At 60.4% G+C, this 14,012-nt stretch carries 9 protein-coding genes; 3 read left to right on the top strand and 6 right to left on the bottom strand.

The features are described from left to right. Positions 1-18: 18 nt before the first annotated feature. Positions 19-261, bottom strand: a complete 243-nt coding sequence (locus A4R35_RS10510; RefSeq protein ID WP_112429124.1) for a hypothetical protein — start codon at positions 259-261, stop codon at positions 19-21. A 204-nt stretch (positions 262-465) separates the two neighbouring features. Here A4R35_RS10510 and A4R35_RS10505 point away from each other — a divergent pair, with 204 nt between their 5' ends. Continuing rightward, positions 466-1,656, top strand: coding sequence for a hypothetical protein (locus A4R35_RS10505; protein ID WP_112429122.1), 1,191 nt, complete (start codon positions 466-468; stop codon positions 1,654-1,656). On the opposite strand, the gene A4R35_RS10500 is transcribed toward A4R35_RS10505, so the two are convergent. The 5 genes from A4R35_RS10500 to A4R35_RS10480 form a co-directional block, all read right to left on the bottom strand. Next, a complete protein-coding gene (locus A4R35_RS10500) occupies positions 1,644-3,632 on the bottom strand; it encodes a replication-relaxation family protein (RefSeq protein ID WP_112429120.1) in 1,989 nt (662 codons plus the stop codon). The two genes, A4R35_RS10505 and A4R35_RS10500, sit on opposite strands and share 13 nt — an antisense overlap. Then, entirely contained in the window at positions 3,619-6,531 is a 2,913-nt protein-coding gene (locus A4R35_RS10495; protein ID WP_112429118.1) for a type IV secretory system conjugative DNA transfer family protein, read from the bottom strand. Before A4R35_RS10495 ends, A4R35_RS10500 begins: the two co-directional genes overlap by 14 nt. A 331-nt stretch (positions 6,532-6,862) precedes the next feature. Next, complete coding sequence (locus A4R35_RS10490) at positions 6,863-9,874, bottom strand: helicase HerA domain-containing protein (RefSeq protein WP_112429116.1); 3,012 nt, start codon at positions 9,872-9,874, stop codon at positions 6,863-6,865. A 39-nt stretch (positions 9,875-9,913) separates the two neighbouring features. Then, positions 9,914-10,162: a hypothetical protein gene (locus A4R35_RS10485; protein ID WP_112429114.1), complete on the bottom strand. Its 249-nt coding sequence runs from the start codon at positions 10,160-10,162 to the stop codon at positions 9,914-9,916. Positions 10,163-10,212: 50 nt separating this feature from the next. After that, positions 10,213-11,031: a hypothetical protein gene (locus tag A4R35_RS10480; protein ID WP_112429111.1), complete on the bottom strand. Its 819-nt coding sequence runs from the start codon at positions 11,029-11,031 to the stop codon at positions 10,213-10,215. An 869-nt stretch (positions 11,032-11,900) separates the two neighbouring features. On the opposite strand from A4R35_RS10480, the gene A4R35_RS10475 reads away from it, so the two are divergent. Both A4R35_RS10475 and A4R35_RS10470 read left to right on the top strand, forming a co-directional pair. Further along, a complete protein-coding gene (locus tag A4R35_RS10475) occupies positions 11,901-12,584 on the top strand; it encodes a hypothetical protein (protein ID WP_112429109.1) in 684 nt (227 codons plus the stop codon). A gap of 197 nt (positions 12,585-12,781) precedes the next feature. Further along, entirely contained in the window at positions 12,782-13,585 is an 804-nt protein-coding gene (locus A4R35_RS10470) for a hypothetical protein (RefSeq protein ID WP_112429107.1), read from the top strand. Positions 13,586-14,012: the final 427 nt, after the last annotated feature.

Genomic DNA, 14,012 nt, shown 5'->3' with positions numbered 1-14,012 from the left:
ACGCTGCCGGTCTGGTCCTTATTCTGGCAACAGGTGGCCTCCTTCCCGGTCCTCTGGCAGGAGCCAGCCAACCGTTGGCCTATCATCCTGCTGTGTCTGCGTCTCGTTGCTCCGCTGCTCATACCGATGCTCCTTAGTGAGGCCTTTGAAAGCCTGCTCCTCCTGCTGCGTGGAACCCTTTCCTCCTCTGCCGTTGACCACCAGGGGGGGACTCAGGGCAGAGTGGATGCCGTGGGCCGTATCCACATGCGTGGGCTGCATTCGAACCGGTCTGGATCTTCTCCCGAAACAACGGAACTTGGTGCGGGGAGGTCTTTGTCTCCCATGACAGTAGCCTCAGCTCATGAGTTCCCGGAGTCAGTTCCCAGGTCCTCTCCGCAGGATTCTGTGCCGGAGGCATCGTTCTCATTCTCTGCCCATCCTGCTGTCGCTCCTGCCAGCCCCCCACACCCCCAGGAGCAAGTGATGGAGCCGCGTCCTCTGGCTCATGAGGGGAGCTTCTCCCCCGCTCTGATCAACACCTTCCAGCGCTCTGTTCACCAGCAGGGGCCTACTGATGCCAAACGGAAGGCCAGGCTCCATCTCCGTGTGTTCGGCGAGATCGTCCTGACCCTGCGAATAGGAGGAGGGGAAGAGATTCCGGTGTCGCTGGGAAACTACCCGAAGCGCCAGGAACTGCTAGCCTATCTGGCCTGGCATAGGCAAGGAATGCCTCGGGATCAGCTTCTAGAGGAGGTCTTTGGGCATGGTCAGCCCGATGAGGAGGCTACTGCTCAGAGACTGAGTGAACGCTTCGACTCGCACCGGAAGATCCTACGCCGGCGTGTACGAGAGGCCCTCATCGCGCAGGGGATGTTGACGGAGCAAGAGGCATTGCCGGCAGCACTTGATCCCTTCGCCAGCGAGGGAGGAATCTGGCGACTGGCATCCGGCTGTCAGGTCATTGACCTGGATGTGATCCAGGAAAGTTACGCCGTCCTTACACAGGCGCGTAAAGAAGGGCGTCTGGTCCAGGAGGTTCCCAGGGAGGTTGCAAAAGCCTGTGAAGAGTTACTGGCTGCGTACCGTGGAGACTTTCTGGCCAGCTATATCCAGCGTTATCCTGAGCTGGTCCAACCCTGGGAGGGACGCAGCTCCTGGATCCGCAAGCCGTTTACGCAAGGACGTGATTGGTACCTGGAGGCCCTCTGGTGGCTGGGTGAGGCAGAGTGGCGAGAGGGAATGAGCTTTGGGAACCCGCCTCCGAGCAAGCTGGCATTGCGGCAGCAGCAACAGTCATTCGCACGGGCAGCTCAGTGCTACGCAGACTATGCGCTGGCAGCGTGCGCGACGCGGTTTGATAGCAAGGTGAGCTTCGGGTCAGGGAGTGAGCCGGGAGAACGGGTGCTCATGAGTGAGCGGGCGCTGCGTCGCGCTGTCTTACTCTGGGGCTCACTGAGTCAGACCGGGCAGGTGGATCAGCTCTGGCGCACGTACTGGTCCCAGATGCGCAAGATCTCGGACCGGCGCTGGGAACCCAAACAGGAGACCCTGGCGGATCTGGAAACTGCGCGGGCCCAGACCAATGCCTATCGGCTGGCGCTCCAGCTCAGCCAGCAGGAAGCATTCAGCCTGTTACCTTCGTTTTCCCTGGCCGAAGGATTTCAGGGCGAATAGAGTTGAAGCAGCCAGTCGGTCAGTTGGTTCAGCCTATCAGGCTGGTCTAGCTCCGCCTCGAGGAGGGGCAGCATGGGCTGGGGAGCCCCACTTATCTGCCAGCATGTACAGATACGGGCTGTTGCCCGGGGCTGCGTCGTAATGATGAGTACCGGTGGAAAGCGTCCCCGTATCTGCTGGCTGGCGGCAGCATATGTCTCCGCCTTCGCCAGGAACTCTCGCTGCCGACTAGCGCGATCATACTCGATCAGCAGGCGCTCAGGCAGCGGATGCCCCCGCAGCCAGATGATCCAGGTTGCGTCAGGACGCAACTGGATCCATTGCTGTTGCTGTGGATCAAACCAACGGCGGGCACTTTCACGTGTGCTCCACATCCATGAAGCGATAATTGTTGATTCATGCGTGCTGGACCGGAGGAGAGCTGCCAGGCAGGCATAGAGGCCATGTGTGTGTTGCATCTGAGTCAGCTCTGCAGGGGGGAGGGCTACCCAGCCCTGCGGCAGCTCCCCTCGCGTTACAAGATAGGCAACAGCAACCTCTGTCAGCAACCAGCGCTCCTGCCCTCTACTCGGGGCTGCAGGCCACCGGAGGCTGGTGACGAGGTTGGCTGCTGACAGGACCAGCAGCGATCGCTGGAGCCGACGTCGGTCCTGTCCTGGCTCCAGCAATTGCGCCAGCTGAGCAAGGCTGAGCAGAGGAAAGCGAGCCAGTAGCAGCAGCATCCGCTTGTGCCGGGCAGTGAGCGCCAGATTGAGACGCGCTGTGGCGGTGAGGGAACCGGCACCAGGGAGGGCTGACCCATCTGAATCAGGCGCCTGCGCTATAAGGCGAGCCACCCATCCAGGGTCAGGGAGACACCAGCTTTGACTACGCTTCCACCGTCGCTGGTCTTTCTGGCTGGTTCCTGGCCATTGCTTGCGCTGAACCTGTAGCCGCCCCGGCTCATCGTCAGACTGAGGCTGGCTCACTGGCGACTGATCTGGCAGTGTGAGCTGCTCCTGCAGCAACACTCTAACTGTCGGGCGAAGCATGACTGCCTCAGAAGAGGCAGTCATGCTTGCTCTCTCCAGGGCCGCCAGATTGGAAAAGCACCAGCAGGGCGCTGCCAGAAATCCGTACTGACGAACCTGCTCCAGCAAGAGCACGCCCCCCTGGGGCAAGGGGCGTTGAGTGAACGCAGGACGTTGTAATAGCTCGCTCCAGACAGGCAGATGCACTGCTGCACTCACGACTAGAACGAGTGGGGCTGGCCTCAGCCGCGATTGCAGTGCATGGGCCTCCTGGTGGCGAGCAAGCTGCTGCAGCAGACGAGAAGCCTGGTGCCAGGGAAAGGGCTGTTCCTGCTGAGGGCCGATCACTAGCAGCAGCGAGATCGCCTGCTGTCCCTGCCGGAGCAAACACCAGGCTGCATCAGGTCTGCCTGCACCGTGGGATGGTAAGGTGCCTGAGTGCCACAGCAGAGGACGCCAGGAGCAGGGATACTGGAACGCCCGTACGTGCCAGCCCTGCTGTTCCCCTTCAAATTCAATCAGGCTTGTGAAGCAGGAGGCCAGCACTAGAGTAGGGAAAGGACGGGCAAGCCGGCTGAGCAGGTCATCCTGCTCGATGGGATACTGGGCCAAGGTCTGGAGGGACAATGCTGGCTGGAACTGGTGGGCAAAGGCTGCTACCCCCGCGGCACTGAGAGCGTAGCGTTGCTGGGCTGGTGGCCAGCCCGGCTCGTGGAGTCGAAAGGCCAGGAGCAGACCTCGATTGACGAGGTGGTGCACCTGCCTGCCTACCTGGGAAGCTGCCGGTGGACAAAGAACGGGCAACCTCTGGGTCGGACCTGACTGCGTCCTTCGGCGACTCTGTTCCAGGCGCACGAGCTCGCGGCCGGAGAGCAAAGGGTACCAGAGCACCCAGCGCAGGAGCGAGATCTCCGCTGACGGGATGCTGGTCCCTTCAGGATCTGTCAGCAGTTTACCAATCTTCATCTTCCTCCTTGCTTTCTGCCAGCACTCCCTCTGTCACAGGCTGACTCTGCTGCTCCTGGGGGTCAGGTGGGGGAGTCCCGACAGGGACCTTGTGGCGACGCTGGCGCCGACTCCGTCGATGCTTCCGCACGGAAACTGCGGGCTCACTCCCCGGCTGCTCTGTGAGGGAAGCCACTGCGACTGCCGCTCCTCGACCGGGCCCTAGGAATGGCTCATCTCCTGGCGGCTCCTGAGGGCGAGACCTTGTGCGGGTGCGCTGTTCCTCTTCGATCCGTAGAGCCGCTTCCTGTTGTTGGGCTTGCTGCTGTACTCGCTCGGCCTCCCGTTGCACTCGCTTACTGGTAAGCAGTACGTCAGGATGCCGTCGGCGACTTTGCTCTGCCTGCCATTGATCAACCTCTGCTGCTGGTCGCTGTCTTCTGTGCTGCTGCGCGCGAATCGCTGCACTGGTCTGGCCCCTGAGTGCCTCTTCTGTTGTAGGAGGCTGTACCTGCAGTGAAATCACCTGCTGGGGAAACCCAGGCACGCTCAGCCGCCCGTAGCAGTGCAAGGGCGGGAGGCGGACCAGGTGAGCTGCAGAAACCTGCCGGTGCAGTTCTCCTTCAAGGAGGAGAGCGTCAGAGGCAGAGACGCCAAAGATAAAAAGCTGCTGACAGTTTGCCAGGACCAGTTCTAGCAGCCCTTCGCGCAGGAGTGAAAGTCGCTTGAGGCTCTGCGTCGAGAGCTGCAACGCACAGCCGTACTTGGCATCTTCAGACAGCAGCCGCTCGAAATCCGCCCCTGAAAAGGTATGGAATTCGTCGACAGCGACAAGGACCTTGCGTCGCTGGTCCAGGCGCAAGGACTGCTGCAGCCGGAAGGCCCGATGGAGCAAATTGAGCAAGGTGGACCCCAGAATGTTCACCGCTCCCTCAGGCAGTTCCCGGCTTGCCAGCGCACACAATACCAGCTTGCCTGCAGTTATGGCCTCATGGAGCGGAGCCTGTGTGACGGGTTGTCCCACAATCCGTCGCAGCTGCTCGTGCTCACGGAACATGCCGATCTTGGAGACGATCGGCATACAGATTTCGTTGCGGAAGGAGGGATGCAGCGACCAGTACGTGGTCTGCCAGAATTGTACCAGCTCCTGGTGCTGGGGCTGGCTCAGATCCAGTTGAGCCAGCAGTTGCACGGCATAGCTGCGATCCTGTAGCAGCGGATTGATGTCAAGTAGAGTGCACTGCTCCTCTGCCTGCCCCTGGCTCACCCAGTGGGCGTTGAGCTGAGTGAGCAGACGTAAGGCTGCCGTCAGAAAATATGCCATGCGTGGCCCCCACTGCTGGTTCCAAATGCGCTCGAAGCAGGACATGAGGTTGGCCACTAGCTCGTCGGGACTCAGCCCTAGCGAGACGTCAAGTGGATTGATTGCCACCGGATAGGAGGTATCCATCAGATCCAGGAGCAGCACATCCTGCTGACGTGCTGGAGGAACCTGGTCGAGCAAGTGCTCTACCAGGTCTCGGTGCGGATCCAGCACCACCAGACCGGGGGAGGAAGGGGAGAGGGAGGAGTGCAGGAGGGCCCTGGCAATCAGCTGCATCAACACTGACTTGCCAGAGCGAGATTTCCCGACGACAAAGGTGTGGGTCAGGATGCCTTCCGCCGGCAGGGCAACCGGGATGCGATACCCGCGCTGGGTGGAGTAGCCCAGCAACGCGGGAGGGAAGGGATGGCGGTGCCTGAGCAACTGCTGCGCCAGCGCTGGGGACAGCAGTAAGGCTTTGTTGGTGCTGCGGCGAACCAGTGGCAGATCTGTCTCTGGTTGAGGTAGATGGAAGAGTCCGGCGACTTCTAATGCGTTGAGAATCCAGGGCGAGCGGACCCCTCCATACAGCAAGCGTCGGAGAGGCCCATGGGGAAAAGCCGACTCTACATCAGGAAGCTGCTGCGCTTGATGACGATCAGAAGCGCGGATATGCCTGATCTGCTTCAGGACGAAGCCGTTGCAAGAGGGCTGAGTGAATTGCCTGTAAGCCGCCTCTAGTGAGCGCAGCACCTGAGTCAATGCGGCAAGTGGGGCTGTCGCCGGACCGATGATGATCATACGCACTTGGGCATAAAAGCCTACGCGCGAAAGTTTCTCGGCTACTGCGCGTTGATCATAGATCGGGGGAGAAGCGTGTGTCAGCCACCACCAGAGCCACCCAAGTCCCGTGATCAGACTGAGCAGGCCCAGGCCCAGCAGAGGAAGCCAGGCATGAGTCTGCCACCAGCGGCTGGCCAAGAGCACCACCACGGCTGCTCCCACCAGGGCCAGCAGCCTGACGCCTTCGGTCACATCCTGCTGGTGCTGTGACCGAACAGAGTGCGCCTGTCGTATATGCTGCTCCCGTTCCGCCTGTAGTGCAGGCTCCACGGTCTTGCGCAGATCCCCGCCGACCCAGTCATCGGGCGCTCTGGCCAGGGCCACCTGGGCAATGACCCGCTGCCCGGGGCCGACGGTGGCCATCGCCGCCAGCAAGCCAGGTAACGGATCTGCACCCGATTCCTTCAGCAGCTTCCCGGGGAAGGTCTTGATAGGCAGATAGCTGGGAGCCAGCAACCCGAAGCTTCCGATCAACGCCTGCTCGCCTGGGCGGAGACGGAGCGGATCGCGAGCCGGGGAGAGATAGCGTACTTCCACCTGGGGAGCCAGCGCCTCCAGTTGGCGACAGAGCAGCTGCAGCTGCTGCCACGAGCGAGAGCGCAGAAGGAAGCCCTGTGCCTGTCTGGTTCCGACCAGCTCCAGAGCGAAAGGAGCCTCGGAGGCGCTGGCTTGCAGCCAGTTCTCAACGGCTTGTGCCTGGCGCTGTCCCTCAAGGTCATCTGAAGGAATGAGCCAGGCCAGAGCCATCTCTTTCTGCCGCAAGGAGGTGTTCATATCGGTTCCTCCTCACTCGTCAGTCAAATTGTCCGCTGCCAGCGGGTCAGGGCCAAACATGCTGGAGACTCCGCTGGCGCAGTGGCTCGTTCGTGAAAAGCAGTGCTGGTCCTCTCCCGATCCTCGATCCCGCCCCTGCTCGCGCGCAGGCAGGCAGAGAGAGGCAGAACGCTCGCATGCTGCAATAAGTAACGAGTGTATCGGCTACGGCTGCCGTCTTCCTGGGAGCGCGTTCGGAGATAGAGCATCGAGGAAATGCCTCCTTTCTCTCAGGGTGCCCATCTGTCCGGTTGTAGGGAAAGGCAAGTAATTGGAGACCTGGCTCCTGACCCTACAGAGAGCCGCTGAGCTGCGCCCGCCCTACACGTGCCAGGCGCTGGCGATCACGAGGATCGGTGGTCAGCAAAGCCTGCAACAGTGGGCTATGACGGTACGTGACCACATCGAGCGGGGCCAGTTCCCTGCCGCAGCGGAAGACCACCCGGCCTGGGCGAGCCTCTGCCAGCAGTCGCTCTAATTCCTCCGGCAGCTGCAGCCGCTGTGCTGCCTGCCGTTGCATACCGAGCAGAAACCACGTGCTGCTATTGGCCAGCACGACCTGCCCGGCTTCTAAAAAGTCGGCAGGATGCTGGCTGATTGTAATCTGCGCGATGCCGAGCTTGCGGAAACCACGGGCTCCTGCTTCGAGATAGCGACGGCTCTCCGGATGCTCGAGCAAGTACGAAGCCTCCTCTACAATGTATGCCAGATAGCGCCCTCCTCCATGCACCGCGCGATAGCGTTGCACAAAGTTATGAATCACGTAGTTCATGAAGGGATACCAGCGCTTATCAAGCTTGCCAATCGCAAAGATGGTCAGTGGGGTGAGGGTCAGGGTCATATGCTCGGTAAACAGGTAGGCGACTTGGTCAAAGCGCTCGACCAGCATCTCTCGCTGGACTTCAGACGCCGTAGGCACAGTTCGCAGCACCTCCAGAAACGCTGAAAACGTGGGTGGCTCCTGCAAGAGCACCTGTGGGTCCCTGCGAATGGCATCCATGTGTAACCCCCGCTCTGCGTAAGCTAAGCGCGCCGCGTGCGTGAGCGCAGCTTCCTGGGCCCTGGACAGCGCTTCTCCATAGAGTAAGGCCAGCCCGGATAGCAGGTGCTGCTCGATGTGCTCTGCTACTAGGTCGACGGGATCAGCCAGGTCTACATCGCCGGGGCCATAGGGCAGTTCCAGCGGATTGATCGGACAGTGCCCGGCCAGATTGATCCGCTGGCTTGCTCCCCCGAGCGCTGCATGGATGGCGTCATAGTCTCCGTCGCGATCCAGAACCACGACGTCGGCGGTGTGCGTGCACAGCAGGCCCAGTATCAAGGTCTTCGCCAGCCACGACTTGCCCATCCCGGATTCGCCGCAGATCACGATGTGTGGGTTGGGCAACCGCTTGGTGTCATCCCAGGGATTGAGGTAGACCGGCAGCGCGACAGCTGCTCCCTGCGGCCCCTGGCGAGAGGTCCCCAGATAGGCCCCGCTGGGTGTGCCCACTCGCCCGTTTGACCAGCTCAGACAAGTGGCAACCACATCCGAGGGAAGCGTGGTCCCCTCCTGCGAGATGGCCACTGGCAACGTGTGCGTCATAGGCGCCGGAAGGCAGGCGTGCCATCCCAGGTCATGGCGATACGCTAGTGCACGCACCCGCACTTGCTGGTCGCGCAGATGGGCCAGCAGATACCGCGTGCGCTCTTCCAACCGCTCGAGCGTCGAGGCATGAACCGCTAGCAGGAGTTGGATTGAGTGGAAGGTCAGGGTTTTGCTTGCCAGGGCCTCGATGAGCGCGCGCAACTGGGTCGCTTCCAGCTCCACATCCGCTCGGGTCAGTCGGAGCGCCTTGCGGTCTGCCAGCCGCTGGCTTTCGAGTCGGGTCCGCTGCACCTCTAGGCGCCGGAGCATGATCCGGCTGGGCAACGGCTGACAGTGCAGCGTCACAATCAGAGGGATGCCAAGACTGGTCAACCCTTCGAGCCAGCCGTAGGAGAGTTCCGCAGGCAAGCCCCTTACTTCATACGTTCGTAGATACCGGCGCTGTTGCGCATGGTCTCCCACGCTGACCGAAAGCGCGTGCGCCGAGACCTCCACGGCGGATGGGGCTAGCACCTCCGCCAGAGGCAGACCCGGGTCCAGAGTCGCCTGAGGTCTCGGACTGGCATAGCTCAGCAGCTGACCATGCAGGCCGCGCAGACGTTTCATCCAGCGACCTGCATGCGCACGAGACTCCTGCCGGTGGGGGCCCAGCTCCACCTCGAAGGAGGGGACAGAGGTGCCCGGTGCTAGGCAGGAGGCGAAGGTGCTCAGAAAGGCCCTGGCATCCAGTAACCTGACCTGCAGGTCAAGCGCCTCCAACCCCGATTTGACTGTCGCGAGCCGGATGCGCAGCGCGCGTTCAACTTCGACCTCGGCCACTGGCCTGGGTCGGCGAGGCGTCAGCAGAGCAAACACGTGCTGCAGCTGGGAGCTGTCCTGGTCTTCTTGCCGACTCCTGGCCACCTCATGGCTGGACACGGAGACCACGGCCAGGTGGCGAATCTGGCTACAATGCGCATGCTGGTGGAGCTGTTCCTGCAAGCTCTCTCGCTGGAGGTGCTGCAGCTGTGGCCAGGCATCGAGCTGATCCAGGGCCTGCTGTTGAGCCTCCAGCGCGGGATCACGAGCGGGGTCAAGTGGCTCTACAATCCATAAAAGCTTTACTGGAAAGCTGAGTCCATCCAGGAAGCGCTGGCAGCGGCTCAGGAGCTGCTCTTGCTCGTGCTGAGGGAGCAGCCGCAACATGGAGCTGCTCCGCAGTTCGAGAATGGCCCAGCACGTCAGCGCCGTGATACGCCCATCTGATCCCCGTGTACCGCTGCGGGCAATGCTTCCTCGGAGTTCGCCGGCGGGGACCCAGTGCTGGCTGGCGGCTGGGTCCACGCGAGGCCAGAGATGGTGCACTGCCCCGGCAGACGGAGGGCGAAAGCGAGCCTGTTTGGGGAGCCACCAGAAGCGGCCTAGCAGATATAACCAGCAGACCAGAGAAACGCCTCCCACTCGGCCATGCAGCAACAGCATGATGCCAGACAGGGAGACACCTGCCACCCAGAGGCGGGGAACGAAGGGCATGCCCCCAGTCAAGGCCAGTAGCAAGACCCCTGCAGCCAGGGAGAGCAGCAGCTGGGTGAGCGTCATGCCAAAGATGCGCTCCTCGAACTGCAGCAACTGACTGGGAACTGCCCGGTGCGTGCCTGATCTGTCCTTGAGCATCGCAGTCGGGCCCGGTGGGCAGGGCTGCTCCGCCGTCTGGCAGGCAGCGGTGCCCTGTCCCATTCCCGGGCTTCCTCCTTTCTATTTCGGTGCGTGGTGCAATCAGAGCATCCGTCCAAGGCTGGTAGCGAGTTGCACAAATGCCCCCGCAGCCGCGATGATTGCAGCGCAGAGAAAGACCCGTTTAAGATGGCTCCAGCGCTCCGCCCGTGCGGCTGGAGACGTATCCTGATCGAGCATGATCTTGACTGCATAGATAGCGACCAGCAGCCCTGCAATAGTAATGCCAATTCTTGCGGCATTCTGTTGTAGTTGTGCTATGACAGTATTCAAGTTGTTCAGGGTATTCATATCTATCCTCCTCTGTTCTTTTGGGTGAAGGTGTACCGTGCTTATGCCTTCTAGGCAAGTAAGACGACGGCTCGAAAAGCCAGGCTCACTAGTGTGCTCAAGGCCCCATGACCACTGGCTGCGGCTCCGAAGCGTTCGAGCAACCTGGGAACCGATGCAGTGAAATTCACCATGGCTGCTGCCAGCAGGAAGCCGACCAGTCCTGTCTGCCGCGAGCTGAGAAGCAGTTGGAGGCCAAGGGTAAAAGCAAGGAGCTGAAGGAACTGCTCAAAGAGCGTGACAACGTAGAGGCGCAGCCAGGCTGAGAAAACCATGACAGTGGCTGGGTGGATCAGGCAAAGAAAGGCCGGTCCACTCAACACAAAGAGTACATCCAATCGGACGATGCGAGCGATCGCCTGGAACAGCCAGCGGAGGAGGCCAATGCCGAAGATGATGGTCAAAACGGCCCAGAGTACGAAGAACGTGCCTGAATCTAGCCCGCGCCCATGAGTGAGGGTCTGGATAAAAGAAACTGTGCTGATCGGAAGCTGCTCACAAAGCAGGTTATTGATCTGAATCAGCTGCTCTCCCAGGAAGGCTGAGCTATGCATCAAGAGGGTGCTCAGCAGGATTCGGCCCACGAACTGGCCCAGGGGCATGCGCATGGACCCCGTGGCATCGCTCTGCATAATCTGGATCGTTCCGACGATGATCACAAGCCCCAGCATGCCATCGGAGATTGCCAGAAGTGTTCTCCATATGAGCATTACAGTCTCGTTCTGCGTGGTCAACGCAGGCGAGGTCGTAAAGAGCATGCTATTAAACAGGGGCTCGAATGGGTTGAAGTTCATGTTGAGCGTGAGCAGTATCCTAAGCAGTTCATCCATGATACTTCTCCCTTTAGCTGTTGACTGCTACTGGGCCACTATTGCGATGATCTTCCGCCACCTGGGAAGTGGGCGAGGTAGAGGGCGGCGGTGCAGCCTGTGCAGCTCATGAAGAGCATACCAGGTGCAAGCAGAACCGCAGGGAGACACGAGCAGTATCCGAGGAGCGACCAATGAGAAGTAAGGTGGAATGCTCCTGGAACGCGAGGGGAATGGAAGAAGACTCTCCTCTTGCCTGATGGGCTACGGTATTTCCCTTTGCCAGCGAACTATGGACAAAAGGGGGGCCCAAAGTGGCAGTGGCTAGAGAGATCTCAGAGTAGTTGGCGAGAGGACACACGTACTCGTCTCAGAGTGTGGCACTCATCTATTTTGCTCCACAGAATGAATGTCTCCTGTGATCGTGTAAGACGCTTCCTTGTCAGCGGCACCTATACCAGGACAGGGGACGCTAATTAGATCCTCCCCAGGACTCGTGGACACTATCCGGGTGTAGATCCCCAGGCAAAACTGGGTACTGCCAGTGTTGCCTGTATGCGTGCTCATCTGGCGCTCAGGACTCGGGCCTCGTTTCCCCCAGGTACCAGCTGTCTCCTCTGGTCGGCCCAGGTTTGTCCGTCTCTCGTTCCCCAGGAAGTTGGTTTGCTCATGGTAGACTCGCCAGTGTGGACGCGATAGCGGCCACATGCTGACAAGCCATCCAGATCCAGTATGCTGCACAGCGTGCAGCGAGATCATCTGTCATGCCACCGGAGAAAGCCGTTCCAGAGCGATATGCCGGGGCATGGCAGGAGCACGCTGCCCTGACATATCGCCTGACTGGCTGAATCGCCAGGCGCGCATGGCGACAGTCAAGAAGGAGGTATCTCATGCAGATGGACTGGAAGCGTTTCTCGCTCTTGCTGCTGGCCGGCTTCTCCCTGGAGGTGCTGGCTACTGCGACGAGTGCAACAGTGCTCCTGAGTGGGGCTCTGAGGGTAGGAGAAATCCTGGTGGTGCTGCTGATTCTTGGAATGGCGATGCCCCGCTTCCTCAGCTGGCTCTACCAGCGAGGGCAGCAGCTGGTGAGTCTGCATCGCTGGAGTATCCGCCGCGCGCCAGGGCAAAAGGCTCTGGTCCCAAGCGAGGAGCTTGCGGACTTCCTGAAGGAAGTTGAAAAGCTTGCGCAAAGCGCACAGGGATCTAGCAAAGTTCAGGGAGAAGCTCTAGCCAGACTCCTGACGCTCTGCGGGGTGGCTCAGGGGGATGAGCCTCACATCCAGCTGACACCCTGGGCCTTGTACCAGTTCAAGCACTGGCTACGCGAGCTCAGAGAAGTGGAGCAGTATGAACAATACCAACGACAGCGGCTCCACTTTCAGATATGCCAGCTGAATATGCGACTGGTGCAGCTTGTCCCAGCAATGGATCATCCAGGGCTACTGCTCCTCCGTGGTCAGATGCAGGTCATCCAGCAGCTCTCTGCCTCGTATCCTTCTGATCCCCTGCTGAGGCTAGTGCAGCAGCTAGGAGCAGAGCTGGAGCAGCTTTGCCAGCAGATTAGTCGGTCGTAGCTCAACTGATATTGTCTTATTCGTTGACTTTCGGTTCCTGCGGCTCTCTTGCGCAGCGACATCTGCCATCCTGTGCTGCGCAGGAGTCCGGGGGACCGTAGAGCCTTCGAGACATGCTGCTTCAGGACAGCCTGGCAGTTGCTCATCGCTGACAAGGGAGCCAGGAGCCTGGAAAGAAGAGGAAAGGAGGTTCTCTCATGCAAGATCGATACCCGCTCCTGGACTCCCAGACGAAACAGATCACCGGGCACTTCCTACAGAGCCTGAAGAATTTCCTGGCGGCTGCCCAGGCTGGCCAGCAGAGGCAGCTCCAGGAGGATCTCCAGGATCGGCAGAGGCGCCTGGTCCATCAAGAACGCCTGCTAGAGCAGGCGGCCCGTGACGGCTTGCTCGGGTCCACAGGGATTTCCCTCCTCCTGTCTCAGCTTAACACGTGGGCTGAGGAAGAGGCGCTCAAGGTGGCTCTGAGGTATCCATCGATCGATCTCGCTGCTCAGGGAGGGGCTATCTGCTCAACTTTCCAGTGGCAGCTTGCCCAGGAGATCCAGGCCCGCTGGAGTGCCTTGCAAGTTCTCCAAGAGCATTCCTGGCGGCAGCGACAGATCCATTATCAGGAGCAAGCAGGACACTGGCAAACGATCGCCCAGCAGGCGTTTGAAGAGCAGCGCCGACAGCAAGCGGCCCAGGTCCAGTGGTGGACTCAGGTCCAACAGCAGGCCCAGCAGGCCCAACAACACTGGGCGGGGCTGGCCTATCAGGGTGTTGAGATGGTTCAGCATGGTCTGGAGCAGCACTATCGCTTTGCGGAAGAGATCCACAGACAGGCAGTCCAGCAACTCGGCGTGACTGCTCGGAGGCAGGAGCTACTCGTCGAGCAGGCGGTCCGTCGGGCCGCCGTCCAGCGATGGGCTACACGCTGTCTGCTGCTGCTTGCTATCTTGATAGCAGGGGTAGCGCTCTTTGGGTGTGCAGCTCTAGCTGCCATCCATCTGCTCCCCTGACGCCCTGACCCTCCTGGGAGTGAGGAGGTTTGTCCAGACGCTCCCCCCGATCGAGAGCAGGCGGGGATAGGCAACTGCTCTCGGCTTTGAAGTGCACAGTTGAGTGGAGTCCTGTGGCTCTGGCTGCTGTCTCATTTGATGGTTGAGTGAGCACGCTCCCTGCTCAGATGAGGTAGAAGACCAGAAGAGCTTCATAGGGCTGACGCTCCTCGTACCGCTCAGAGTCTCGTGAACAACGAACGCCTCAAACAAGATCAAGCAGAGCACTGGTTGCAGCCCTTTGTTGGGCTCCCGTCTCTCTTGATCTTTTCTTTTCTGGTTATTGGAGGCCTTTCCTTGGGCCTGATCGGATGGCGGGTTCGCCTGCAAACCAGCTGCCCAGTAAGTAACGCTGGAACAGGGCTGAAGCAAAGACCGGACGACCGGA

Origin of the sequence: Thermogemmatispora tikiterensis (genome assembly GCF_003268475.1) — a bacterium.
Lineage (GTDB): Bacteria > Chloroflexota > Ktedonobacteria > Ktedonobacterales > Ktedonobacteraceae > Thermogemmatispora > Thermogemmatispora tikiterensis.
Note: the sequence above shows the minus strand (reverse complement) of the source record. Positions and strands in the feature narration are given on the sequence as shown.